The 25,424-nt window shown below is 68.5% G+C and carries 21 protein-coding genes; 13 read left to right on the forward strand and 8 right to left on the reverse strand.

Annotated elements, in window-relative coordinates; all coding sequences use genetic code 11:
- Positions 1-248 (forward strand): integrase core domain-containing protein (locus tag AC2DFQ_RS10480; RefSeq protein WP_484533848.1); only part of this gene is annotated, 248 nt, incomplete at its 5' end.
- Here AC2DFQ_RS10480 and AC2DFQ_RS10485 read toward each other — a convergent pair.
- Both AC2DFQ_RS10485 and AC2DFQ_RS10490 read right to left on the reverse strand, forming a co-directional pair.
- On the reverse strand, positions 245-544 hold the full coding sequence (locus AC2DFQ_RS10485; protein ID WP_484510228.1) for a Dabb family protein: 300 nt from the start codon (positions 542-544) through the stop codon (positions 245-247). The genes AC2DFQ_RS10480 and AC2DFQ_RS10485 overlap by 4 nt on opposite strands.
- A 66-nt stretch (positions 545-610) precedes the next feature.
- Positions 611-1,231 carry a histidine phosphatase family protein gene (locus AC2DFQ_RS10490; protein ID WP_484510227.1) on the reverse strand — a complete coding sequence of 207 codons (621 nt, stop codon included), beginning with the start codon at positions 1,229-1,231 and terminating at the stop codon, positions 611-613.
- A 149-nt stretch (positions 1,232-1,380) separates the two neighbouring features.
- Here AC2DFQ_RS10490 and AC2DFQ_RS10495 point away from each other — a divergent pair, with 149 nt between their 5' ends.
- Positions 1,381-2,085 carry a spermidine synthase gene (locus AC2DFQ_RS10495; RefSeq protein WP_484533849.1) on the forward strand — a complete coding sequence of 235 codons (705 nt, stop codon included), beginning with the start codon at positions 1,381-1,383 and terminating at the stop codon, positions 2,083-2,085.
- A gap of 97 nt (positions 2,086-2,182) precedes the next feature.
- Complete coding sequence (locus AC2DFQ_RS10500; RefSeq protein ID WP_484533850.1) at positions 2,183-3,442, forward strand: maltokinase N-terminal cap-like domain-containing protein; 1,260 nt, start codon at positions 2,183-2,185, stop codon at positions 3,440-3,442.
- Between the two features lies 1 nt (position 3,443).
- On the opposite strand, the gene treS is transcribed toward AC2DFQ_RS10500, so the two are convergent.
- From treS to AC2DFQ_RS10515, 3 genes are all read right to left on the reverse strand, one after another.
- Complete coding sequence (treS, locus tag AC2DFQ_RS10505) at positions 3,444-5,741, reverse strand: maltose alpha-D-glucosyltransferase (RefSeq protein WP_484533851.1); 2,298 nt, start codon at positions 5,739-5,741, stop codon at positions 3,444-3,446.
- 86 nt (positions 5,742-5,827) lie between these two features.
- The gene (locus AC2DFQ_RS10510) at positions 5,828-6,394 is read right to left on the reverse strand and encodes a GNAT family N-acetyltransferase (RefSeq protein WP_484533852.1); all 567 of its coding nucleotides are present in this window, start codon (positions 6,392-6,394) and stop codon (positions 5,828-5,830) included.
- 328 nt (positions 6,395-6,722) lie between these two features.
- A complete protein-coding gene (locus AC2DFQ_RS10515; protein ID WP_484510222.1) occupies positions 6,723-7,493 on the reverse strand; it encodes a helix-turn-helix domain-containing protein in 771 nt (256 codons plus the stop codon).
- 19 nt (positions 7,494-7,512) lie between these two features.
- On the opposite strand from AC2DFQ_RS10515, the gene AC2DFQ_RS10520 reads away from it, so the two are divergent.
- The 6 genes from AC2DFQ_RS10520 to AC2DFQ_RS10545 are packed head-to-tail and all read left to right on the forward strand — an operon-like array spanning position 7,513 to position 16,767.
- A complete protein-coding gene (locus tag AC2DFQ_RS10520; RefSeq protein WP_484533853.1) occupies positions 7,513-11,031 on the forward strand; it encodes a tetratricopeptide repeat protein in 3,519 nt (1,172 codons plus the stop codon).
- A 5-nt stretch (positions 11,032-11,036) separates the two neighbouring features.
- A complete protein-coding gene (locus AC2DFQ_RS10525; RefSeq protein WP_484533854.1) occupies positions 11,037-12,059 on the forward strand; it encodes a substrate-binding domain-containing protein in 1,023 nt (340 codons plus the stop codon).
- A 54-nt stretch (positions 12,060-12,113) separates the two neighbouring features.
- Positions 12,114-13,619 (forward strand): sugar ABC transporter ATP-binding protein, encoded by a 1,506-nt coding sequence (locus AC2DFQ_RS10530; RefSeq protein ID WP_484533855.1) that lies wholly within the window; start codon positions 12,114-12,116, stop codon positions 13,617-13,619.
- 12 nt (positions 13,620-13,631) lie between these two features.
- Positions 13,632-14,669 (forward strand): ABC transporter permease, encoded by a 1,038-nt coding sequence (locus AC2DFQ_RS10535; RefSeq protein WP_484510218.1) that lies wholly within the window; start codon positions 13,632-13,634, stop codon positions 14,667-14,669.
- A 56-nt stretch (positions 14,670-14,725) separates the two neighbouring features.
- On the forward strand, positions 14,726-15,799 hold the full coding sequence (locus AC2DFQ_RS10540; RefSeq protein ID WP_484533856.1) for a zinc-dependent alcohol dehydrogenase family protein: 1,074 nt from the start codon (positions 14,726-14,728) through the stop codon (positions 15,797-15,799).
- Positions 15,796-16,767, forward strand: a complete 972-nt coding sequence (locus AC2DFQ_RS10545; RefSeq protein WP_484533857.1) for a hypothetical protein — start codon at positions 15,796-15,798, stop codon at positions 16,765-16,767. Before AC2DFQ_RS10540 ends, AC2DFQ_RS10545 begins: the two co-directional genes overlap by 4 nt.
- A 425-nt stretch (positions 16,768-17,192) precedes the next feature.
- On the opposite strand, the gene AC2DFQ_RS10550 is transcribed toward AC2DFQ_RS10545, so the two are convergent.
- From AC2DFQ_RS10550 to AC2DFQ_RS10560, 3 genes are read right to left on the reverse strand one after another with little or no spacing between them, the layout of a single operon-like run.
- Entirely contained in the window at positions 17,193-18,680 is a 1,488-nt protein-coding gene (locus tag AC2DFQ_RS10550; RefSeq protein WP_484510215.1) for an aldehyde dehydrogenase, read from the reverse strand.
- Positions 18,681-18,691: 11 nt separating this feature from the next.
- On the reverse strand, positions 18,692-19,471 hold the full coding sequence (locus AC2DFQ_RS10555) for an IclR family transcriptional regulator (protein ID WP_484533858.1): 780 nt from the start codon (positions 19,469-19,471) through the stop codon (positions 18,692-18,694).
- A 47-nt stretch (positions 19,472-19,518) separates the two neighbouring features.
- The gene (locus AC2DFQ_RS10560) at positions 19,519-20,898 is read right to left on the reverse strand and encodes an FAD-binding protein (RefSeq protein ID WP_484533859.1); all 1,380 of its coding nucleotides are present in this window, start codon (positions 20,896-20,898) and stop codon (positions 19,519-19,521) included.
- Positions 20,899-21,133: 235 nt separating this feature from the next.
- Here AC2DFQ_RS10560 and AC2DFQ_RS10565 point away from each other — a divergent pair, with 235 nt between their 5' ends.
- Genes AC2DFQ_RS10565 through AC2DFQ_RS10580 form a run of 4 tightly spaced genes read left to right on the forward strand, consistent with a single transcriptional unit; the run spans position 21,134 to position 25,408 of the window.
- Positions 21,134-22,309, forward strand: coding sequence for a CaiB/BaiF CoA transferase family protein (locus AC2DFQ_RS10565; RefSeq protein WP_484533860.1), 1,176 nt, complete (start codon positions 21,134-21,136; stop codon positions 22,307-22,309).
- On the forward strand, positions 22,306-23,172 hold the full coding sequence (locus AC2DFQ_RS10570) for an HpcH/HpaI aldolase/citrate lyase family protein (protein WP_484533861.1): 867 nt from the start codon (positions 22,306-22,308) through the stop codon (positions 23,170-23,172). The genes AC2DFQ_RS10565 and AC2DFQ_RS10570 overlap by 4 nt, the downstream gene beginning before the upstream one ends.
- Positions 23,169-24,026 carry a cyclase family protein gene (locus AC2DFQ_RS10575; RefSeq protein WP_484533862.1) on the forward strand — a complete coding sequence of 286 codons (858 nt, stop codon included), beginning with the start codon at positions 23,169-23,171 and terminating at the stop codon, positions 24,024-24,026. Before AC2DFQ_RS10570 ends, AC2DFQ_RS10575 begins: the two co-directional genes overlap by 4 nt.
- A complete protein-coding gene (locus tag AC2DFQ_RS10580; protein WP_484533863.1) occupies positions 24,023-25,408 on the forward strand; it encodes an MmgE/PrpD family protein in 1,386 nt (461 codons plus the stop codon). Before AC2DFQ_RS10575 ends, AC2DFQ_RS10580 begins: the two co-directional genes overlap by 4 nt.
- Positions 25,409-25,424 lie beyond the last annotated feature (16 nt).

Consider the following 25,424-nt stretch of genomic DNA (forward strand, 5'->3'; position numbering starts at 1 on the left):
GGAGTCAGCACCGCCGAACTAGGCCATATACCCCCAAGCACAACGGCAAGGTCGAGCGTTACAACCGGATCCTCGCCGAGGAATTTCTCTACGCCCACACCTGGCACTCAGAACAAGAGCGGACCGACGCGGTCGGCACGTGGAACCTGCATTACAACTACCACCGACCTCACGGCGCGCACGACGGAATGCCGCCAGCATCCGTGACTCGATCACGCGTCAACAACGTCTTGGCCTCCTACAGCTAGACCTCGAAGTCGACCGCCAGCCGGGTGCGGTACAGACGGGCGATCACGGGCGAGACGGCAACATGCGCCTCATGGTGGCGGTACTCCTCGAAGTCCTCGAGGTTGTCGAAATCCATCGTCAGCACCAGATCGGCGTTCTCATCCTGCAGCACGGTGTTCGCATCCAGCCGCATGCTCCGGATGGCCGCGATGGCGTCGGGCAGCGGAGACATCGCGTCGATGATCTGCTGCTGCATCCGCGTCCGCTCCGCCACGTCGTCCGAATCGAGCCGCCACATCACCACGTGCCTGAACATCACGTCTCCCCTGAGTGGCCCCAGCGTAACGCAACGGAGTTGCGGCTAATGCGCGCTAGGACCCCCTCACCGCCCGCGCACGTGGTTCCACTGCGCGATGACCTCCGAGCCGTGCTCGTACCCGAGTTCGCTGAGCGCCGACGTGCCCAGGAGGAAGTAGCGACCACCCGCGGCGGTCAGACCGAGCCACACCCCCGCGAGCGCGCGCAGGAAGTGCCCGTGCGAGAACAGCAGTACGTCCTGGCCGCTGCGGACGAGAGGACGGATGGTCTCGAGCAGCGACTCCGCACGGGCGGTGACCTGAGCGACGCTCTCGCCCGGCGTGGCGCCCGCCGGTGTCCCGGCGTCCCAGACCATCCACGGGCGGCGGATCTGTTCGCCGATCTCCGCGCTTGTCAGCCCCTCGTACGCCCCGTAGTCCCACTCCACGAGCCGCGCATCCTGCTGCGCGTCGGCGAAGCCCGCGCGACGTGCGGTGTCCACAGCCCGGCGAAGCGGGCTGGAGAGAACGAGGTCGAAGCGCCGGGAAGCGAGGAGCGTCCCCGCCAGCTCGGCCTTGTACGCGCCGGTCTCGGTGAGCGGGATGTCCGTCAGTCCGGTGTGGCGGCCGTTGCGGCTCCACTCGGTTTCGCCGTGCCGCACGAGCACGATGCGTCCTTCGGATCCGGCCCTCGCTGTCTCGCTCATCCCCTCATCCTGCCCCGGGGAAGACCCGCCACGGCGCGATGGAGGCGAGCTGCGCACTTCGCGGATTCGGTCCGATCAGAGAGGATGAAGCGGCGACGCGCCGGTCGTCCGACGCCATCACCCCGAAAACCAGAGAACGAGAGCCCCACATGATCGCTCGATTCGAGGAACTCGACTGGCAGGAGACGCGCATGGGCGAGCTGACCCTGCGCCGCCGCGCAGACCCGGCGACAGGTGAGCTGATCTACGAGGTGAAGTTGAAGGACGAGTACCTCATGTCCAGCCTGTTCACCCGCGCCGAGGAGGAGCTCGCCACGCTCGGCCTCGCCGCCGCAGACGGTACCGACCTCGACGTGCTCGTCGGGGGCCTGGGCCTGGGCTACACCGCCGCGACCGTGCTGCACGACAGCCGCGTGCGGAAGCTCGATGTGATCGAGGCGCTCCCCGCGGTGGTGGGGTGGCACGAGAGGGAGCTGCTCCCGATGTCCGCACAGCTGGTCCGCGACCCGCGGACGACCCTCGTTCACGGCGACTTCTTCGCTGTGGCGCGCAGCACACCGGGGCCGGAGGACGCGCGGTATGACGTCATCCTGCTTGATGTCGATCACTCCCCGCGGCACACCCTCGATCCCAGTCACGCCGACTTCTACACCGCGACGGGACTCGCATCCCTCTCCCGGCATCTCACCGACGGCGGCGTTTTCGCCCTGTGGTCGGATGACCCGCCCGACGCCGACTTCATGGCGACGCTCGCGTCGGTTCTCGACGACTGCGCAGCCCACGTCGTGGCGTTCGACAACCGCCTCACCGGGGGAACGTCGTCCAACACGATCTACGTCGCAACCCGGGGTTAGGTCGCCCCGATCGGCACGGGTGACCGTCGACGTACTACGCCTGTCCCGCGCCCGTCCACCCCTTCCCCGCGGACCCCACCCCAGGCCATGGTGGAGTGTGCAGTTCACAGACGACCTCGGCGCCTGGGTGGCGCGACAGCGCTGGTACGCGGGCAAGAGCCACCAACCTCGGTTCCGGATCCTCGACGCGCAGCCTGCCCCCGGTGCCACGCGCTACCTGCTCATGGATGACGCGGGCTCGCTGCCGGCGCTCTATCACGTGCCCTTGGCGCTCGTCGCGTCCCCCACGGACACCGATACCGTCGTCCACCACGACGCAGACGGCTATCTCGTGGATGCGACCCAGCATCCGGACTTCACCATCGCGATGCTCGCCGAGATGGGCGTGGACGTCAGCCGGGTGACGGGTTCGCGGGTGCTCACGGGTGAGCAGTCCAACACGTCGATCGTCTTCGACGAGGACGGGCAGCCCACGATCATCCTCAAGCTGTTCCGCACCCTTCATCACGGCGAGAATCCTGACGTCACCGTCCAGCGCGTGCTGAGCGACGCGGGCTCGCCGTTCGTGCCGCGATTCCTCGGGAGCCTCGAGGCGGAGTGGCCGGACGTCGGGCGCGAGCCCGGCGTCGCGCACGGCACCCTCGGCTTCGCGCAGGAGTTCCTCCGCGGCGTGCGTGACGGGTGGGCCGTCGCACTCGAGGCCGCCCGAGACGGGGGGGACTTCACCGAGGCCGCGCGCGATCTGGGGACTGCGGTGGCCGGGGTGCATGGAGCCCTCGGCGCGGCGCTGGAGACATCGGATGCCCGGCCCGACGACGTGGCGGCCACGGCGGCCGCGTGGCGGCGGCGGCTCGCCACCGCCGCGGCCGAGGTGCCCGCTGTCGCCGACCGGTTCGCTGCGATCGACGCCGTCTATCAGGCAGCACTCGAGCGCCCCTGGCCCCGGCTGCAGCGCATCCACGGCGACCTGCACCTCGGGCAGGTGCTCGCGGTACCCGATGGCGGGTGGCGCATCGTGGATTTCGAGGGCGAGCCCCTCCGCCCGATGGAAGAGCGCGCGATCCCCGACCTTCCTCCCCGTGACGTCGCCGGGATGCTGCGATCCTTCGACTACGCGAGCGCGGTCGGCGGCGGACCCGCGGCGGCCGACTGGGCGGCGGCGTGCCGGGCGGCGTTCCTGGACGCCTACGCCGGCGCGCCCGGCTCCGTCGACCTCGACCCCGTGCTCCTGAGGGCGCTCGTGCTCGACAAGGCGGTCTACGAGGCGACCTACGAGGCCCGCAACCGGCCCGACTGGCTGCCGGTGCCGCTCGCGGGCATCGACGCCGCCCTCGCGCCGGAGTCCCTCGCCTCCTGAGTCAGTCGGCGACGGTCTCCACCGGCTGGAGCACGAGGAACAACGCTCCGTACGGGGGCAGCGAAACGGCGAAGCTCTGCAGGTCGTCGACGCGCCCGATCGTCTCGCCCGAGGCCGCGTCCACCACATCGCTGTGCGGCACCAGCTGCTCCGACCGCACGGTGCCCTCCGTCGGCTCGGAGCAGAAGTTCAGCACGGTCACCTGCATCGGGGCATCCGCCTGCGCGTCGCCGTTGTCGAGGCGGTGCACGAGCACGAGCATCCCGGGATGCGCGACCTCCGGGACATCGACCTGCGACGCGGTCGCGATCCCGTACTCCCGGCGGAGGTCGAGGATGCCGGCCAGCCGCGATGCGAACGACGTCGGGTCATCCAGCTGGGCAGGCAACGGGCCGTAAAGCGCGCGCCCGCGCGGCATGCCCGCCGGCGAGCGGGTCGCCCCCGGATCGACGTCGAGCAGATCGTGGGCGCCGCGCTCGATCCACCGCGTGTCGCCTGCTGCGAGCAGGTCGGCGACCTCGTTGGCCGGGATGGTGAGCATCCCGGTGAGGTCCCAGCCGGAGAGGGCGAAGACGCCGGGCTGCCACGCGTTGTACGCGCAGAGCAGGAGGTGCGCGTCGCGGATGGCGGGCACCTCCGCGTCGGTGATCTCCTCGAGCCGCTCGATCCCCCGCGTCGCCGCGATGAGCGAGGTCGACGTGCAGGCGATGCCGTTCTGGGTGAAGACGCGGTTGTAGTCGGCGGTGCCGGTGAGATGCTCGGTGAGGTCGGCGCGCACCTCTTCGGCGAGCTGACCGCCGGAGATCTCGCGCCCGCGGAAGCGGTAGAGATCGTCGTCGTGCCGGGTCGCCCAGTGGACGAGTTCGTAGGTGAGCTCGTCGTGGTTCTGCATCCCGTGCACGAGCTGCACCGGCTGGACGCCGAGCTGGAGTGACGTCGTCAGCGCAAGCCGGAGGAACTCGGTCTGACCCGTTGCGAGGGCGTGGTGGTAGCCCGGACGCCCGATGAAGTCGTAGGAGAGGTCAGCTCCGACGGCCGCGGTGTCGCGGATGTCCTCGATCGTGAGGTTGAGCTCCTGGAAGGTGAAGCCGCCCACCTTGCGCACCATTCCGGCGATGATGTGGTTCGCCGCGTGGGAGAGCGGATGTCCCTCCGACCAGCCCGGAAGACCCTCCGCACTCTTTTCCACGCCGAGGAAGCCGTTCGCGTCCAGGCGCAGGGCGCTCGTGCCGAGCTCGCCCAGTGAGTGCAGGGCATCTCCGATGACCAGACGCATGCCCGCGAAGGTGGGGTCCAGCCAGTTGATGGAGGGCTGACCCTGCTTGAAGTAGTGGAGGTACACCCAGCGGCGCGTGATGCCGTCGGGGCCGATGACGGGCGCGGTCGCGCTCCAGTTCGTCTCCTTCACGCCCGGCGTGTAGAAGATGACCCGCTGGAGAGCACCGATGATGTACCCGCGTCCCTCGAGCTCCTGCTCGGTCGCGGGGTCGAGGTTGACGCTGTCGACCCCATCGGGCACCTCGGGGAGAAGGTCCCAATCCTCGGGCGGGATCTCCACCATGTGGTAGATGCCCGGGTAGTCCTTGAACCCCATCTCCGCCAGCCGGAAGTCGGCGCCCTTCCCGGTGTGCCCGGGCACGATGTCGTCGATGATGCTGCCGCCGTGGCTTTCGGCGACGTCGCACAGGGCACGGAATTCCTCCTCGACGCCGAACGCGGGGTCGATCTCCGTGCTGATGCGGTCGAAGTGGCCGTCGACGCTCGGGGTTTCGAGCCATCCGGCGATGCCGCCCGCCCTCTTCACCGGTCCGGTGTGCACCGCGGTGATGCCGACGCGCTCGAACGCCGTCCACAGCTCCTCGTCGCCGAGCGCCGCGAGGAACGACTGCCCGGGCCGGGTGATGAGCGAGATCGGGTATGCCGTGAACCACACATCGCTCGTCGCGATGGCCCGTCGGGCATCGGGGCGTGCGTAGGGGTTGCGCCACATCGCCGGCTGTCCGGCGAGCTGGCGGGCGAGGACATCCGCGTCCTTGAGCATCGACTGACGCACGAGCCACTCGACGTACGACGGGTTGGTGCCGTTCGCCGTGCGCGGGTCGGTCTTGATGCGACGCACGCTCCCACCGCGGAACTGGTCGCGCGGGCGCAGCCTCCGGGGGCGCGCGGGATAGCGCTGCTCGTCGTAGCTGATCTCGATCTTCTCGGGATCGGTTTCTTCGGTGTCGAACGTGCCCGTTCCGGGCAGGTCGATGGGGCCGGTGTAGAGATCCTCCGGCCGATGCGCGTCGGGTGCCATTCCTCAACGCTATTGGAATCCGATCCCCCTGGGCCGAGGGGTGGCGTGTACCTCCGCGAAGCACTATGAAACGAGCGCGACTGGCGTCATGCTCCGTCGGGCGCCGGCGAGCCGGAGGGGAGCGTCTTGTGGAAGATCAGGAACCGACACGGGGTCGCCAGTTCCGACGCGAGGTGCGGATATTCGACGTCGAACTCACCGGTGCGTACCTGCCGATAGCCGATGCGTTGATACCACTCGAGGAGGAACTCCTTGGATGGATGCGACCACTCCCGGGGGACGAGAACCTCCAGCTGCATCGTGCGCAACCCCGCCTCTTCTGCCCAGCGCTCGACGAACTGCACAAGCCGCCGCCCGACCCCCTGCCCACGCACGGCGGGGTCGGCGACGAGCATGCCGAATTCCCCCGTCTCGGTACCCAGCTGTTGCACGCGAACCGCGCCGACGATGACGCCGTCCCGGTCGGCCACGGCGATCTCGCCACGACGGATGAGGTCGTCCATCTCCTCCCGGTTCGTGCGCGCCGCTCCGTCGCGCCACATACCCGCCTCGCTGACTTCGTACACGTCGTTGACGAGCGTGACCAGGTGATCGATGTCGTGATCCTCGCCGGGCTGCAGCATGTGGACGAGGGCGTCGGCGGCGTTTGGCATAGGCGTTCCTTCCGAGGGGTGGTGGGTCGACGAGTCGGATACCGACTCGTTCCGGCCGCGCGTGGCTCGCGCCACGTCGGTTCATGCGGCGGCGCCTTCGGTTTGCGGGAGACCACGCACAGCGTAGAGCGAATCCCCGGCGAAGAGTCGGGTCTCCCAGTGAACGGTGAGGCACGAGCTCATCAACGCGTCCGCCCGCGGCGAGTGGGCGCGGGCTTAAGCCGCGTGCGGGATCCGCAGCGGCCGCTGTCATCGGTGCCTTCTTCGGCACTCGAATGGCCCGAACGGCTCTGGCCGGGTGGTCGGACGCTGCTCGAGCGGCTGTCGGTCAGCCCTTTTCGTGGCGTCGATACGCCAGGGGCGTGATTCCGTGTAGGACCTTGAACTGTCGGGAGAAGTAGAACGGGTCTGAGTAGCCCACCTCGACAGCGATCAGGGCGACCGGCCAATCGGTTGTGTCGAGTAGCAGTCGCGCCTGCGACATGCGAACGCCGGTCTGATAGCGAAGCACCGGCGATCCCACCTGCTTTCGAAAGAGCGCCGCGAAGTGCGAATCGCTCATTCCGGCGATGCGCGCAAGTTCCTTCACCGAGGTCGATTGTGCTGGCTGCTCCTGGATGCGGCGCCGCGCCTGTTCGATCAGTGCCGATCGTCCGCCCGGTGCCGTGCGGCTCGCGCAGAGCAGCACCATGAGGTGCCAGATCGCGCCGGCGACAGCGAACAGTCCTGCCTCGGTGGGATAGCTCTCGAGTGTTGTCACGATCTCGTCAATGAGCGCGACCTCGCGAAACGGATCTGCCGACTCTCGAACCGGAGACAGGGAGGTGATGTGAGCGCGAGAAAGCAGAGCCGGAACCTGGAGGCCATCGACATGAACCCACCAGAGCGTCCATGGGCTGTCCGGATCGGCACCGTAGGCGTGCGCCGTCCCGGGGGGAATCACGAGTACCTGGCCTGCGCGCACTGCATGACGTGTGCCGTCGATGGCGCACCAACCTGCTCCCTCCGTGCAGACGATCACAATCGCTTGTCGCACGCCTCGTCCACGACGCACGCCGTGCGCTCGCGCCTCAGGGAAGTAGCCGGCGTCGGTCGCCACCAGTTGGTCGGTGGGGGGAGTGTGCAGGGCCGCCACGACCTGCGGGCGAGGAACGACGACCAGGCGTTGTCCTGGAAAGCCTTCGCGTATCGACAAGTCGCCTCCGATCATTGTTTTGTCCAGTTTGTCAGTCGCATCGGGCATTCTGCACCAGCATCTTGGCGTCTACCGTCAAGGCATGCTCGACGCCGAGACAAGCAGCGCTTCGCGAATCGTTCTGCCGCCCGCCCCCCCGGAGGCGGCTGATTCTCCCGTGTTCGCATGGTCCGAGCCAGTGATGATCGACACGTACGCGCCGGAGCTTCCCGATGAGCTGCCCGCCTTCCTGGAGAAGCGCGTCTACCAAGGCTCCTCCGGCCGGGTCTACCCTCTCCCGTTCCACGAGCGAGTTTCGGCGCGCAAGGCGCCCCAGGAATGGCAAGCGGTACACATCGAAAACCGCTGGGTGAGGCTCATGATCCTCCCTGAGCTGGGCGGTCGTATCCACATCGGCCTGGACAAAACGAACGGCTACGACTTCTTCTACCGCAACAACGTCATCAAGCCGGCGCTTGTCGGCCTGGCGGGACCCTGGGTCTCGGGTGGCGTGGAATTCAACTGGCCTCAGCACCACCGGCCCGGAACCTTCCTCCCGACAGACGTGCAGATCGAACACGACGACGATGGATCGGTCACTGTCTGGTGCTCGGACCACGACCCATTCACTCGGATGAAGGGCATGCACGGCGTACGACTCCGTCCCGATAGCGCCGTAGTCGAAGCGCGGGTGCGTCTCTACAACCGCAGTGAGACATCGCAGACCTTTCTGTGGTGGGCGAACGTGGCGGCCGCTGTGGGGGACGACTACCAGTCCTTCTTTCCGACCGATGTGCGCTTCGTGGCCGACCACGCCAAGCGCGCGATCGCATCGTTTCCGCGCGTCGACGGTCTCTACTACGGCGTCGACTATCCGGCGAGGGTCGACGCCGAGCACCCGGATGCTGACCGACTCGACTGGTACCGCAACATCCCCGTGCCGACGTCGTACATGGTCACCGACACGGCTCACGATTTCTTCGGCGGCTACGACCATTCCGTGCGGGCGGGTTTCGTTCACGTGGCAGACCGGCACATCTCGCCGGGTAAGAAGCAATGGACGTGGGGCAACGCGCCGTTCGGGTGGGCGTGGGATCGCAACCTCACCGACGAAGACGGCCCGTATGTGGAGCTGATGGCGGGGGTATACACCGACAATCAGCCGGACTTCGCCTACCTCGCGGCCGGTGAGACCAAGTCCTTCAGCCAGTTCTGGTACCCCATCCAGGAGATCGGACCGGCGCACATCGCGGACAGGGAGCTGGCCGCTCGGGTAGACGTGGAAAACGGTGAGGTGCGCATCGGTATCGCTCCTGCCGCCCGCCTCACGCAGCGGCGGGTGACCGTCTCCTGCGGCGATCACGTGCTGGTCGATGTGACGCGCGACCTCGAGCCCGGAGAGCCCGTGCATCTCCGCGCAACTCTTCCGCTCGACGCGGGGGCGCACGAGGTCCTCCTCATCGTCAGCGCCGACGACGGGTCGACACTTCAGTTCCGCCATGTGGAGGCCACGGAACAGGAGCCGCCAGCCCCGGCTGTCGAGCCGCCGGCGCCCGCCGACATCGAGACGATCGACGAGCTCATCCACGTGGGGTCGTACCTCCGGCAGTACCGCCACGCGACTCGGTCGCCGGAGCCGTACTGGCGCGAGGCGCTCGCGCGTGACGGTGGTGAGACGCGGGCTTTGGCGGCCCTGGCCTGGCACGCCTACGGGAACGGGCAGATTGGCGAGGCACGCGAGCTTTTCGCCGCTGCCGTCGAGCGGCAGACGCGGTGGGTCCCGACCCCTGCGTCGGGAGAGTCGCTTTACGGATTGGGTCTCGCCCTCGCGAGGTCCGGCGACGACGAGGGCGCGATGGCCAGATTCGCGCGCGCGGCGTGGGATGCCGCCTATGCCACTCCCGCAGGATTCGCGTTAGCCAGGCTCGAGGCGAAGACCGGGCAGAGCACGCGAGGCATGGAGCGCCTGAGCGCGCTGATCGAACGCGATCCTGAACATGGGCAGAGCCGGGCACTGCTCGCCGCACTCCTGATCGAGTCTGGCGACGACGCCTCGGCATCCGCGGTTCTGGACGAAGCCCTGAGACGGGATCCGCTCGATCAATGGGCGCGGCACCTCGCACATCAGCCGCTGAGTATCGACGCACGAACCGTGCTCGACGTCGCTCGCGAGTATGCGGCGGCGGGGCTCTACTCGCGTTCTCTAGAGGCGCTCGAGGATGCGGAGGCTGCGGTGCCTCACCGGGCGATCGGCCAGTCACAGGTCGCGCCGTTGATCGCGTACGAGCGTGCGCGGGTCCTGAGCATCCTTGGCCGCGGTGACGATGCAGACCGCGCCCGAGAGATCGCCCGTAACCTGGATGCGCGGTGGTGCTTCCCGTCGGGGCTGGACGACCTCGTGACCTTGTCGAATGCGCTCGCGACGGACGGGAGCGATCCTGTCGCGTCCCTCCTCCTCGGCCATTGGCTCTATGACGCCCGGCGGTATGACGACGCCATCGGCGCATGGCAGAACGCGCTGGTCCACGGAATCGGGCAGCGCGGCGCGACAACCGCTCACCGCAACCTGGGTATTGCGTTCTTTAACGTTCGACACGACGCCGCTGGCGCCCGTGAACACTACCGCCGGGCGCTCGAGCTCTCGCCACGCCATGCGAAACTCCGTTACGAGGCGGATCAGCTGTGGGCGCGCACCGGCGCGTCGGCGCGCGAGCGACTCGCCGCCCTCGACGAAGCCGCGGATCTCATCGAGGAGCGTGACGACCTCGCGGTGGCGTACGCGGGATTGCTCGTGGACACCGAACGTGCCGACGACGCCCGCGCGTTCCTAGAACGCCGAAACTTCCAACCCTGGGAGGGGGGCGAGGGCCAGGTTCTCAGCGTGTGGGAGGCGGCCGCCATGCGACTCTCCGAGTCGGCGCTGCGTCGCGGGGACTCAGAGAACGCTGTCGCGTTGCTGGTCAGTGCTCTGCGCCCGCCGACGAACCTCGGCGAGGCCCGTCACCAGCTGGTGAACGATGCGCACCTCCGGCTGGCCCTCGGCGATGCCTACGCTGCGGCTGGCGACCTCAGGGGCGCGCATGAGCAGTGGGGGATCGCCGCGTCCTTCACCGGCGACTTCACGAACATGAGTTCGCAGCCCTACAGCCGCCAGACGGCCTACTCCATTCGAGCTCTTCGGCGTCTGGGGGATGACGCAGGGGCCGACGCACTGTTGTCGTCTCTCAAGTACTGGACCGAAGTCCTCGCGGCCACTCCCGCCCGGATCGACTACTTCGCGACAAGCCTGCCGACCATGCTGCTGTTCGACGACGACCCGCAGCATGTGCGGGATCGCGAAGTGGACGAGCTGCGCACGATCATCGCCGAACTCGAAGCGGCCGATGCAAACACGCCCCGCAAAGGCGGGCGTACCCTCGCTTCCGGCGCAGACGCCGGAGCGCTGAACACAAGAGAAAGGTGAATGCGATGACCATTCGACAAAGGCGTCTGTGGGGGATGGGCGGTTTGTCCGCCCTCTTGGCCGCGACGATCGCTCTGACCGGATGCGCCGGGGCGGGAGCCCCGGGCGGCAGCGGAGGCGAAGGCCAGGCGGAGACGATCCGGATCGGTGCGCTCTATCTCGACTCGCAGGGCTACTACGGTGGCGTCAAGGCCGGTGTCGCTCAGGCTGCGGAAGAGAGCGGTCTCGATGTCGAATTCCTCGAGACGACGTCTGCGGGTGACGTCTCGAAGGAGAGCACCTTCATGAATACGCTGGTCTCTTCCGGCGTTAGTGCGGTCATCATCTCGGCTGTCTCGGCGGAGGGGAGCATCCCCGCCATCAAGCAGGCCTACGACGCCGGGATCCCCGTCATCTGCTACAACACGTGCGTTACGGACGAGGCGACAGAAGCGTACGTGACCGCCTACATCCTGGGTGACCCCGTAGAGTTCGGACGGATGCTCGGCGAGGCTGCTGCGCAGACGTTCACCGAGGCGGGAATCACCGCACCGAGGATGGGCGTGATCAACTGCGAGCAGTACGAGGTGTGCCAGCAGCGTCTCGTCGGCTTCGAGACAGCCCTGACCGAGGCTCTTCCCGACGCCCAGATCGTCGCGAACCAGGAAGGCGCGGAGGTCGACCGGGCTGTCCCCGTGGCCGAGCAGATGCTGTCGGCCAACCCCGACCTGGACGGTCTCTATGGAGAGGCCGGCGGTGCGACGATCGGCGCCTTCAAGGCCGTGGGCACACGCGGTCTTGGGGGGCAGGTCTCGGTGTTCGGCTCGGACATGACGACCGAGATCGCCACGGAGCTCGAATCGGGCGAGGTGCTCAAGTACGTCGTCGACATCTCCGGCATGGAGGTCGGGTTGCTCGCGTTCGCCGCCGCCCAGGACGCGATCGAGGGCAATGCTCCGGCGGAGAAGGTGGTTGCCGCGCCGATCACGCTCTACGCGCCTGGCGACGCCGCCGAGTGGCTCGAGACGCACCCCGACGGACTCCCGTAATCGATCGGGGCTCACCTCGCCTGCGGGGTGAGCCCCCCACCCGGAGGAGGGCCGATGGAGGCCGAGAGACAGACCGACGTCGTCGCCGAAGCGATCGGAGTCACCCAGCAGTATCCGGGCGTGACCGCCCTGGACGATGTGGATTTTGCGATCGCCCCAGGCGAGGTGCGGGCGCTCCTCGGCCAGAATGGCGCGGGGAAGTCGACGCTGATCCGTCTGCTGTCTGGGGTGGAGACCCCGTCCTCGGGTGAGATCCGCGTCGGCGGACAACCCCTCGGAGCGGGCGGCGTTCGGGAGGCGATCGAGAGGGGAGTGGCTACCTGTTACCAGGAGCTGAGCCTCATCAGTGGCCTCACCGTCGCAGAGAACTTCTTCCTGGGTCGCTGGCCGGTCGGCGGCTTCGGCATCTCGTATTCACGAATGGCGAGCGCGGCCCGAGATGCGCTGGAGCAGTTGGGGGCGTCTATCGACCCGAACGCCGTCGTCTCTTCGCTCAGCCTCGCGGAGCAGCAGATCGTAGAGATCGCCCGGGCGCTCCGCGAGAATCCTCAGCTTCTGATCCTGGACGAGCCGACAAGCGCTCTGGCAGCCTCCGAGGTGAGCATCGTCCTGGACACCGTGCGGCGTATCGCCGGACGCGGGGTGGCCGTGATCTATGTCAGCCATCGGATGGACGAGATCCGTCAGATCGCCGATTCGGCCACCGTGATGCGCAACGGTCGGGTCATCGAGACGGTCTCCCTCGAGGGCAGCGACACCTCATCGATCATCAAGCTCATGATCGGGACGGAGGAGTCGGCGCCGCCGGCGCGACCGGCTCGCGCGAAGGGTGAGGTCGCGCTGTCTGTGCGCTCGCTCTCGCTCCCGCCGAAGCTTGAGGACGTCTCCTTCGACGTGCGGCGCGGTGAGATCCTCGGCATCGCCGGGCTGCTGGGCTCGGGCCGTACAGAGCTGTTGAGCGCCATCGCCGGGCGTGAGCGGGTGGGCGGTGGCGAGATCTTCGTCGGCGGAGAGCGCGTCGCGCGTCTGACGCCCGCGGGAATGCGCCGGCGTGGAATCGGGATGACCCCAGAGAACCGCAAAGCGCAGGGTGTGATCTTGGGGCTCGGTATCGACGAGAACATCGTGATGTCGGACTTCTCACGCGTGAGCCGGGCGGGGATGCTCTCGAGCGGCGCGATCAGCAGGGCAAGCCGCGCTCTGGCGTCCCGGCTGGCCATCAAGGCGCACGACCTCGAGCAGCCCATCGGCACCCTTTCGGGCGGCAACCAGCAGAAGGCGGTCATCGCCCGTTGGTTGCACGCGGACAGTACGGTGCTCCTTCTTGATGAACCGACCCGCGGCGTCGACGTCGAGGCAAAAGCGCAGATCTACGAGATCATGCGAGACGTTGCGGAGGCGGGCAAGGCAGTCGTCTTCGTGTCGAGCGAACTCGAAGAGCTTCCTCTCGCGTGTGATCGCGTGTTGGTGCTCGCCGGAGGCGGGATGACCCGCGAGTTCCATGCTCCCGACATTCCCCTTTCCGAACTTCTCGAGGCCTCCATGGCCACCCACGTCTGAGGCGAAAGAACCATGACAAACACCACCGAACAGACAGCGATGGGTCAGCGCGACCCGGAGCTGACCCGCTTGGGCGCGGTCGCTCGGCGATTCCGGACCAACACCACTCTGATCAACATCGTCGGGCTGCTGGTCGCGATCGTCGCTCTATACGCCTATCTCTCCTTCAATGCGTTCGGGTTCCTGAGCCCTGCGAACCAGTTGGGGTTGCTGAGAGACGCTGCGCTTGTGGGTATCGCTGCGACCGGAATGACTCTCGTCATCATCGCGGGCGAGATCGACGTCAGCGTGGGCCCCGCTGTGGCCCTGTCGTCCGTCATCGTCGCCTTCGGTATTGCGGAATGGGGGCTGCCCACGGGATTGGCGATCCTCGTGACATTGCTACTGGGGACGGCATGGGGTGCGCTCGCGGGGGTGCTCCGCGCTCGGTTCCTCGTCCCTTCGTTCATCGCGACGCTGGGGCTGTGGAGCGTGCTCCGCGGAGTCGCACAGTTCTCGACCAACGCCCTTCCCGTGCCGCTGCCTGTCGATGACCCGATCATGACGGTTCTGTCGGGCAGCTTGCTCGGTGTCCCCACGCCGGCATGGGTCATGCTCGGCGCGTTCCTTGTTTTCGGGTTCATCGCCCGCAAGACGCCCTACGGTCGAAGTGTCTTCGCGGTCGGTGGCAACGCCGCGGCCGCCCGTCTAGCGGGCATCAAGGTGAATCGCGTCCGGGTCATTCTCTTCGCCACGATGGGATTACTCTCGGCGATTTCAGGGGTGCTGCTGGCCGCCCGGCTCGGCTCGGGCAACGCGGGCGCTGCCGTCGGGCTCGAATTCGATGTGATCGCGGCCGTCGTCATCGGAGGCACGGCGATGGCCGGGGGAAGGGGCAGCCTGATCGGCACCTTCCTCGGTGTCATCTTCATCACGCTGATCGGAAACGGGCTCGTGCTGCTGGGCGTCAACTCGTTCTTGCAGGACGTCGTGCGCGGCGCGATCATCGTCGCCGCTGTTCTGTTGAACGTCACGCTGTCGCGCCGCCGCGCTACTCGACTGGAGGACTGACCATGACCGGCAGAGAAGGTCTCGCGAGGGAGGCGAGCGCGCCCGAGGGACAGGTCATGAAGGGCGTTTTCCTCCCCGGCGACGCAACGGCAGAACTGCGCTCATACGCAGTGCCGACACCTGGGCCGAACCAGTTGCTCGTACGCGTCGGCGCCTCGGGCATCTGCGGCAGCGACATCGGGTACATCTATCGCGGCTACAAGACGCACAAGGGCCTCGATGGTGCCCCCGCCTACAAGGGAGTAGTTGCCGGTCACGAACCAAGCGGACGTGTCGTCGCGGCAGGACCGGGGGTCGCGCGGTTCACGGTGGGCGACGACGTCCTCATTTACCATATCCATGGATGCGGCGTGTGCCGCAACTGTCGGGCCGGCTACTACATCAGCTGCACCGATCAGGCGCAGCGCAAGGCATACGGCTGGCAGCGGGACGGCGGCCACGCCGACTACGTTCTCGTCGACGAGACCGAGTGCATCCCGCTCTTCGCGCCGCTCACATACGCGGACGGGGCGCTCATCGCGTGTGGGTTCGGTACCGCCTACGAAGGCCTGCGTCGCGCGAACATGCATGGCGGCGAGGATCTTCTGGTCGTGGGCTTGGGGCCGGTGGGTCTGGCGGCGGCCATGATCGGGCGGGTGTTGGGCGCGCGCCGGGTGATCGGGGTCGAGCGCAACGCCGAACGAATCGACTTCGTTCGCGATCTCGGGCTGATCGACGACTTCGTCGTTGCCGATGACTCGGCGGCCGACCGCATCGCCGAGCTGACGGCTGGTAAGGGCTGTGAAGTGGCGATCGACGCCTCGGGAAGCCAACCCGGGCGGGCGACGGCGATCGCCGGTGTCGCCGAGTGGGGGCGGGTGTCGCTACTCGGCGAGGGTGGCGATCTTCATACCGAAGTCTCTGACGCGCTCCTGCACAAGCAAGTGACGATCAATGCATCATGGGTGACGTCTCTGCAGGGAATGGAAGACCTGGCGCGCATGCTTTCGGAGGCGGGGGTGCATCCGGAGCTCGTCGTGAGCCACCGCATGAGGTTGGCAGACGCTGATGAGGCCTATCGCCTCGCCGCTGCCGGCACGACCGGCAAAGTCGTTCTTGTGCCCGACGACGCACCCTCCGGCCTCGCGTGACTCTGCAGATCGACAAGATCGACACGGGTGATGCGGACCTCGTCCTGTGGCGTGTCGATACCGGCGCCGTCCAGGCGGTGTTCCTCCCTTCGGTCGGCGGACGCCTTCTTTCGTTGCGCGCTTCCGGCCACGAATTGTTGTGGGTGAACCCGCGATTCTTCGATGAGCACTTCGCTGCGCAGTCGCCTCGCGCCGCGTGGCCCGCCGTAGACGGATCGTTCGCTTCATGGGCGAACATCGGCGGCTCGAAGACGTGGCCGGCCCCCCAGGGCTGGGCGGGGGCGGGAGAGTGGCCCGGCCCCCCCGATGAGGTCCTGGACTCGGGACGCTACTCCTTCGCATCTCGGGTGGAGGATTCTGCCCGCATCGCGACGGTGAGTATGACCAGCGCGCCAGACGCGCGCTCCGGGCTCACCATCACTCGAGAGTTCCGATTCGTCGCCGGTGAGGGATCCTTCGAGCAGACGACGACGTTCACCAACACATCTAGAGGCGAGGTCAGGTGGGCGATCTGGGAGGTTGCCCAGGTAGCGACGCAGCACGCGGCCGGAACCTCGCTGGAGCGCGCAGCGGTAGAAGTACCTGGGGCGTCTGTGGACGCGGTCGTGGATCTCGGCATGTATGTCGGAAGCCCGCGCGTGAGCGAGTCTGAACGCGGAATACGGCTCGCAGTGACGCCCGGCGTCGCGAAGTTCGGCTTCCCGAACGCCGAGGGTCGCGTGTCTTTCCGAAGCGAAGACCGCCCGACTCTCGAACTCGCGACCACCGTTTACCCCGACCGGGAATACCCGGACAGTGGATCTCGCGTGGAGGTATGGACGCAAAGCCCGATCGACGAGCCGCTCCCCGAGCCGAGCGGGCTCCGGCCCGATGCCTGGCTGGTGGAACTCGAGGTGCTCTCGCCGTTCCATGTACTCGAGCCCCGCGAATCTGCGCGTATGTCCATCGCCTGGAACACGACCGACTGACGGGAGCGCACCTCCGTCGACGGACCCCTCCCCCACACTTCGCCACATGTCCGCGGTGCAGATCGACGGTGCGCAGCCCGCTCATCGAGACACATCTTCGAAGTCCTGGCGTGATCCCCTTTCACACCGTCCCAACGGGTGCTCGAGCCGGGCACGGCCCGCACGTTGTCGTCGGGTGTAGAGGACCTCGCTCCGCTGCACCTCGTCGAGCTGGTTGAAATGACGAACCACGCCGCTGAATGCCACCGGCATCTCTTACGCGACGCGGGTCGCGTTGCCCAAGACGGTGTCGCCGTTGGTCACCGTAGCCATTCGAGCCGCAATCCCGTCGGCTAATCCCGTTCCGATCTCGGCGAGAGGGCGGCGCGCACGCCGTCGAGCCGCCGCCCGGCGGGAGGGTGCCCTTCTCGTGGGGTGGGGCGTGCTTAGGCCCGCGGGTTGAAGGGATCGGTGATGGTGTTGCCGTAGTCGAGCCACACCGACTTCGTCTCGGTGTACTCGTACACCGCCTCGGGTCCGTTCTCGCGGCCGATGCCGCTGCTGCCGAACCCGCCGAAGGGGGCGGCGTAGCTGGTCTTGCGGTAGTTGTTGACCCAGATCGTGCCAGCCCGCACGAGGCGGGTCATCCGGATCGCGCGCGCGATGTCGGTAGTCCAGACCCCTGCAGCAAGACCGTACTCGGTGTCGTTCGCGATACGCACGGCGTCTGCCTCGTCTTCGAAACGGATGAGGCTCGCGATCGGGCCGAAGACCTCTTCGCGGGCGATGCGCATGTCGTTGTCGACATCGCCGAAGATCGTCGGGCGCACGAACAGACCGGCGGCGAGCGCGGGGTTGTCGGGACGCGAGCCGCCGGCGAGCAGCGTCGCCCCGTCATCCTTCGCGATCTGGATGTACTGCATCACCTTGTCGTACTGAGCCTTGTTCGCGACGGTGCCCATCTCGGTTTCGGGGTCGAGCGGGTCGCCAAGGCGGATCTTCTCGGTGCGCTCGACTAGGCGACGCGAGAACTCGTCGTAGATGGAGCTCTGCACGAGTACCCGCGAACCCGCCATGCAGGTCTGGCCCGTGGCCGCGAAGATGCCGGCGATAACTCCGTTGACGGCGTTATCGAGGTCGGCGTCGGCGAAGACGATGTTTGGCGACTTGCCCCCGAGCTCAAGCGAGACCCGGGCGAGGCGGTCAGCCGCCGTCGCCGCGATCTTCTTTCCCACCGCCGTCGAGCCGGTGAACGCGACCTTGTCGACGAGCGGGTGCGCGGCGAGCGCGGCGCCGGCATCGCCGAACCCGGTCACGACGTTCACGACGCCCTCAGGAAGACCCGCTTCCACGAGCAGTCGCGCAAGGATGAGCGTCGAGACCGGGGTGACCTCCGACGGCTTGATCACGATCGTGTTGCCGGCGGCCAGTGCCGGGCACAGCTTCCACAGCAGCAGCGCGAGCGGGCTGTTCCACGGGGTGATGGCCGCGACGACACCTATCGGCTCGCGCAGCGTGTACACCTGCAGGTTGGGCACGCTGGTGGCCAGAGTGTCGCCGGTCATAGTCTCGGCCACGCCGGCGAAGTAGTAGCAGTGCGACGCGAGCGCCTTGGTCTGACCGAGCACCTCGCGGATCAGCTTGCCGTTCTCGAGCACCTGCACGCGGGCGAGCTCCTCGGCGTTGCGGGCGATGAGGTCGCCGAACGTGCGCAGGATCGTGGCGCGCTGCGCCGGCGTCGACGAACGCCAGGGCCCCGCGAACGCGCGGGCGGCCGCGGTCACGGCGCGATCGACGTCGTCCGCGTCGCCGCGCGGTACCTCTGCCCAGTCGCGTCCGTCGAACGGGTTGACCGAGGCGAACGTCGCCCCCGATCCCGAGGGCGTCCATTCGCCGTCGATGAGGAGCTGGTAGCTCTCCGTCTCCACAGTCATCTGTCAACCTTTCACTTCGATTGAGGGGTGTAGGCCCGGGTGAACCGCCCCGTCGTCGCCTGCGATTCGCGCAACAGCGCTTCGCGGATGCCCGGCACCGCGTCGTCGTCGAGCTGCGACGCGGAGCCCATGACGTTGACGGCGCCGATCACGACGCCGTGGTCGGTGAACACGGGCGCCGCCATGCCGCCGGCTCCGGAGATACGCTCGTTGCGCGAGACGGCTACTCCGGACTCGCGCACGACCGCGAGACGCCGTTCGAGTTCGTCGGGGTCGACCGTCGCGGCGGGGCCGTGGTCGGCGGGCATCGGCGACGACAGCACGGAGGCGATGACATCCGCCGGGAGATGCGCGAGGATCGCGCGCCCGCTCGAACCGAGCTGCAGGCTGTAGGGGCGCCCGAGTTCGACCGAGTACCGCAGCTCCGAGCTCGACATGCGCTGGTCGACGTACACGCGGCGGGTGCCGGCGAGGGCCGACACGGTCGCCGTGAGACCGGTGAGCTCGACGAGACGGTCGAGCGAAGGACCGGCCGATTCGGCAAGCCTGCTAGCCAGGGTGCTCTGATTGCCCAGCAGTAGGGCGGCGGTCCCGAGCAGGTACCGCTGCTTGCCGTCCTGCCCGACAAGTCCGCGCGACATCAGGGCGCGCAGCACCCGGTGCACTGTGGCGGGGCCCACGCGGACCCGGCGGGCGAGGTCGTTCACACCCACGGGCTGACCCGATTCGGCGAGCGCGAGCAGGATGTCGGCGACACGGCGTGCCGACTCGGTGCCTTCTTCACGTGTCATGCCCACCACTCTCCCGCGTCCGGCGGCCTTTCGCGTCTGCGTCCCGCTCACGCGAGGGCGGGGACGCCAGCGGCCCGCCCGGCGCGGATGCCGAACGTCACCGCGCGCAGCACCGAGGAGGCGCCGGGGTAGCTGTGGTGATAGAGCCCGGCGGCCTCGCCCACGACGAACAATCCGGACACGGGCGACCCGTCCTCACGCAGCGCGCGACCGGTCGTGTCGGTGCGCACGCCGCCGAAGGTGAAGGTGATGACGGCGCTGATCGGCCACGCGCCGTAGGGCCCGCGGTCGATCGGGCGCGCCCAGTTGGACTTCTTCACGCGCAGCCCCGTGGTCGCGGCGCCGTCGAGACGGGAGACGTCGAGCTCGCCCGGCTGGGCAGCGGCGTTGTACTCGTCCACGGTGGCGCGGAGCGCATCGGGGTCCAGCCCGAGCAGGGTGGCGAGCTCATCGATGCTGTCGGCCAGGATCGGCTCGGTCTCGGAGAGCACACCGGGCCGCCAGTCCGAGGTGAGCAGACGCTGGTCGACGATGAGGAACGACGTCTGGTTCGCGTCGCGCCAGATGTGGTACGCGACGTCTTCGAACGTCTCGTCGGGGGTGTCACGCCCCTCGTCGAGGAACCGCCGCGCGTTCTCGTTGACGAGGATGCCGTAGGGGTAGACCATCACGAGCGCCTCGCTCTTGGTGGCGCGCGGGTCGGCGGGTTCGCCGTGGAACATGTCGAACTGCCCGGCCGGTGCCGCACCGGCACCCAGCGCCATACGGATTCCTTCGCCGCGGTCGTACCGCCCGCCCTCGCAGATGGGGGTGAGGGAGCGCCCACGCTCACCGAGGTGCTCGGCGAGCATGGCGGTGTCGCCCTGGAATCCGCCGGTGCCGAGGATGACCGTGCCGGCGCGCCACTCGTGCGGGGCGCCGTCGAGCGTGCCAGCGACGCCGACGACATGCTCCCCCTCGGTGATGAGGTGCGACACCTCGGCGTCGTAGACGATCTTGCCCCCGCTGCTCTCGAACGAGGCGGCCAGGCGGTCGACGATGGCACGCCCGCCCCCGCGGGGCATCAGGCGAGTACCGTGCGACGTGAGGAAGTAGGTCTTGTCGGCGGCCATCTCAACGCCGTGCTCGCGCAACCACGCGACCGAATCGGCGGCGGCGGCCGTCAGGTGCTCGACGATCGCGGGGTCGGCCTGGCCGAGGCTGTAGTCGATGATCCGCGAGGCGAAGTCATCCGTGGGGGTGCCGTCTTCGTGCAGGCGGAAGAACGCCTTGGTCCAGCCGGTGTTGCCGCCGCGATCCTCGCGACCGGACCGCTCCAACACGACGACCCGCGCATGGGGGTGCGCCTCGATCGCTGCGACCGCCGCGGACAGACCTGCGGATCCGCATCCGACGACCACGACGTCGATTGTGGTGAGTTCGGTCATTGACTGCTCCTTGATCTCATCCTTGAATTGCCATTCCGGCTAGCGGAACCTCATGACGGTTGCGACCTGACAACGACATAACCACCAAAGATCCCGATATGTCAATGATCTACGGCCACGACGGGTTGCCCGATCGGCGCTCCCCGTGACATCCTCATTGGGGACGACGCAAAAAGCGTTTCTCTGATCGGAATGTCGGAGGGCTCATATGGACAGCCAGGATCGCCGCGGGCCTTTGAGCGATCTCAAGGTCGTCGACGTCGCGACGCTGTTCGCCGGCCCGGGGGCCGCCACCGTCATGGCCGACTTCGGCGCGGACGTGATCAAGATAGAGCACCCCGCCAAACCCGACGGTGCGCGCACGCACGGGCGCTCCCGCGACGGGCACGGCCTCTGGTGGACGAGCCTCGGTCGCAACAAGCGCACCGCGACGCTGAACCTGTCGATCGATGCTGGCCGAGAGGCCTTCCTGCGCCTCGTCGACGATGCCGACATCGTCGTAGAGAACTTCCGCCCCGGCACGCTGGAGCGCTGGGGGCTGGGTTACGACGTACTGAGCGCCCGCAATCCGCGCCTGATCCTCGTGCGGGTGACCGGGTTCGGCCAGTTCGGCCCCGCGTCCCGTCGTCCGGCCTACGGCACGCTCGCGGAGGCGATGAGCGGGTTCGCCTACTCGACCGGCTCTCCGGACGGGCCGCCGACGCTTCCGCCGCTGGCCCTCGCCGACAACATCGCCGCCCTCGCCGCCGTCATAGGCACCCTCACCGCCGTGCACGCGCGCGTCACCTCGGGGCGCGGGCAGGTCGTCGACCTCGCGATCATCGAGCCGATCCTGGCGATGCTCGGACCCCAGATCGCGTTGTACGACCAGCTCGGCGTGATCACCGAACGCCAGGGCAACAGGTCCGAGAACAACGCGCCCCGCAACACCTACCTGACGAAGGACGGCGACTGGGTCGCGATCTCGTCCTCGAGCACTTCGATCGCCTCGCGCGTGATGACCCTTGTCGGAATGCCCGAGGTCATCGAGGCGGACTGGTTCGACTCCGGCGGGGGTCGTGCGGCGCACGCGGACCTGCTCGACGGCGCCGTTGCCGCATGGATCGCCGCGCGTGGGACGAGCGATGTGCTCGCCGCGTTCGAAGGGGCGCAGGCCGCCATCGCGCCGGTGTACGACATCTCGCAGGTCGTCGCCGATCCGCAGCTCAACGCCATCGGCGCCATCGCGACGGTAGACGACCCCGACCTGGGCCCGGTGCGCATGCAGAACGTTCTCTTCCGTCTCTCCGACACGCCCGGGACGATCCGGCACACCGGCCGCGCGCACGGCGCCGACACCGACGACGTCCTCCGCGAGGCGGGGTACGACGATGAACAGATCCGACGACTACGCGAGGAGGGTGCCGCGTGAGCCCCATCGTCAGCTGGCTGTACGTGCCGGCGATCCGCCCCGAGCTGTTCGCAAAGGCGTTCGCCGCGTCGCCGGGCGTCGTCATCGACCTCGAGGACGCCGTGCACCCGAGCCGCCGCGCGGAGGCACGGGAACTGCTGGTGGATGCCGTCGAGGCGGCGGGCGGCGCATCCGACCCCCTCGTCGTGGTTCGGGTGAACCCCGTGGGCACCGAGGACTTCGCCCGCGACATCGCGTGTGTCGGCCCCTTGATCGCCGCCGGGCGAATCGCCGGCGTCCGTGTGACGAAGGTGGCCGGCGCGGACGACGCCGCGCGTGTCGTCACGGCCGTGCGGGACTTCGCCGAGGAGGCCCTGGTCGTCTGCCAACTCGAGTCGGCCGCGGCGATCCAGGCGGCCTCGGCGGTGGCGGCGACCTCGGGCGTCACGGGCGTCATGATCGGCGAAGGCGATCTGCGGGCCGACCTCGGCCTCCCTGCGGGTGCCGCGGGCGACCCCGGGCTGCTGCTGTCGCGACAGACCGTCGTGCTCGCCTCACGTGCGGCGGGCCTTGGCGCCCCGATCGCCGCGGCCTTCACCAACGTCTCAGACCTCGACGGCCTCCGACGCAGCTCCCTCGAATTACGGGCGTTGGGATACTTCGGCCGCAGCTGCCTGCACCCGCGGCAGATCCCCGTGGTACGCGAGGCCTTCCGCCCGCCCGATGCCGAGGCCGAGTGGGCCGACAATGTCATCGTCGAGGCCGACGCGATGGACGGCGTGGGCGACGCCTCGCGGGCCCTCGCCGACGGCTCGTTCATTGACCCGGCGATCGTCGCGCACGCGCGCTCGATCGCTGCTCAGCGGGAAGCAGCATCCTCATGACCCTCGCCTCCACGACCCAGGATGCCCCCGGCACCCTGGGCACCCTCGCCACCGGCGAGCGCGTGCGGGTGATCGACCTCGGGCAACCGCTCTTCACCGGCGTCCCCTCCTCGCCCAGCCACCCCGGCTACCGTCACACACTCATGCGCCGCCACGGCGATGCCGTGCGCGAGGACGGCACCAGCGGGGCCAACGACCTGCTCGTGCTCGGCACGCACACCGGCACCCACGTGGACGCGCTCGCCCACATCAGTCACGAAGGCCGGCTCCACGGCGGAGCCGATGCCCGCACGGCGCAGGAGGGCGGCGGATTCGACGAGCTCGGCGCCCACCGGATCGCCCCGGCGCTCTGCCCCGGTGTGCTCCTCGACGTCCCGGCAGCGCGCGGCGTCGCCCGGCTCGAACCGGGCACGCCGCTCACCGCCGACGACCTCGCGGCCACCGCCCTCGCTCAAGGGACGCAGATCGCCGAGGGTGACGCCGTGCTCGTCCGCACCGGATGGGGTGCGCTGTGGCACGACCCCGCGACCTTCCTCTCGCACGACGGCGGCGTGCCCGGCCCCGACGAGTCCGGGGCACGATGGCTCGCCGATCACGGTGCCGCGCTCGTGGGTTCGGACACCACGGCGTTCGAGCACATCCCCGCTGGGCTCGGTCATGCTCGGCTTCCCGGGCACCGCGTGCTACTGGTCGAATCCGGCATCCCGATCATCGAGATGCTCGCCCTCGAGGATCTCTCACGCTCGGGCGTGCGTCAGTTCACGTTCGTGCTGCTGCCGCTGCCGCTCGTCGGCGCGACCGGGTCGCCGGTGCGCCCCGTCGCGCTCGTGCACGACAGCGGGATCGCCCGGTGAGCGGCGCGACGGCCCATCTCGCCGACTTCTTCCGCCGCACTGCCGACGCCCCGTCCGACGGGGCGGTCGCCGATGCCCGGTCGCGGGTGCGCGACACGGTGGGCATCTCGGTGGCGGCGCTCCACACCGACCCGGCACGGGCCGTATCTACCCTCTCTCGACGCTGGGGAGGAGCGCCAGAGGCGTTCGCACTGGGGATCGCCGACCCCCTTCCGGCACCCTCGGCGGCACTGGTCAACGGCACCCTGGCGCACGCGCTCGACTTTGACGACACGCATCTTCCCTCGATCCTGCATCCGAGCGCCACGGTGGTCCCCGCCGCTCTCGCCGTCGCCGACCTCACCGACCCGAGCGGTCGCGAGCTGCTGGGAGCGGTGTCGGCAGGCCTGGAGGTGTGCATACGACTCGGAATGGCCGGCGACGACGCGGCCGCCAGCAACAACGCCTTCTTCGAGCGGGGCCTCCACGCGACCTCGATCTGCGGTGCCCTCGCGAGCGCCGGCACCGCCGCCACCCTGCTCGGGCTGGATGCCGCGGGCATCGCCCACGCGATCGGGATCGCCGCATCCATGGGCAGCGGCATCCTCGAGGCCAACCGCGCCGGGGGGTCGATCAAGCGGGTGCACTGCGGCTGGTCGGCTCACGCGGGCGTGAGCGCTGCACTGCTGGCCCAGGAGGGCATCACCGCTCCCCCGTCCGCGCTCGAAGGCCGCTTCGGATTTGTCCACGCCTACACCGGTGCGCACCCGCCCACCGCGGGGTGGATGGACGGCCTCGGCGAGCGCTGGGCGCTGGAGGACTGCTTCATCAAGCCGTACCCCGCCAACGTGTTCACCCACACGGGCATCGACGTCGCCCTGCGGCTGCGCGAGCGGGGCATCCGGCCCGAGCAGATCACCGGTGTGGTGCTGTCGGTGCCGTCACCGGTGATGCGCACCATCTCGGAGCCGCGGATCGAGAAGATTCGGCCGCGCGGCGGTTACCACGCGCAGTTCAGCGGCCCTTTCACCTTCGCTCTCGCCCTCACGCGTGGGCAGGTCACACTCGGCGACTTCACCGACGAGACCGCCGCCGACCCGGGCCTTCGAGCACTGGCCGAGCGCGTCGAGTACCGGGTCGACGCCGAGGTCGACTCCCTCTACCCCGGGCAGTTGCCGACCGTGGCACACGTCACGCTCGACGACGGCTCGCGCATCGACGAGCGCGTGCTGGCGAACCAGGGCACGCGCTCGCGCCCGTGGGAGGAGGGGACGGTCGACGCCAAGTACGCCTCCACCGTCGTCGGGTTGCCCGACGACCAGCGTGACGAGCTCGCGCAGCGCCTTGACGCCCTCCCCGAGCTGCCCGGCACGGCCGGCCTTCTGCGCGGCATCGGCGTCTGACGTCGACCGGCCCCGC

Source organism: Microbacterium sp. Z11_20 (assembly GCF_057197605.1).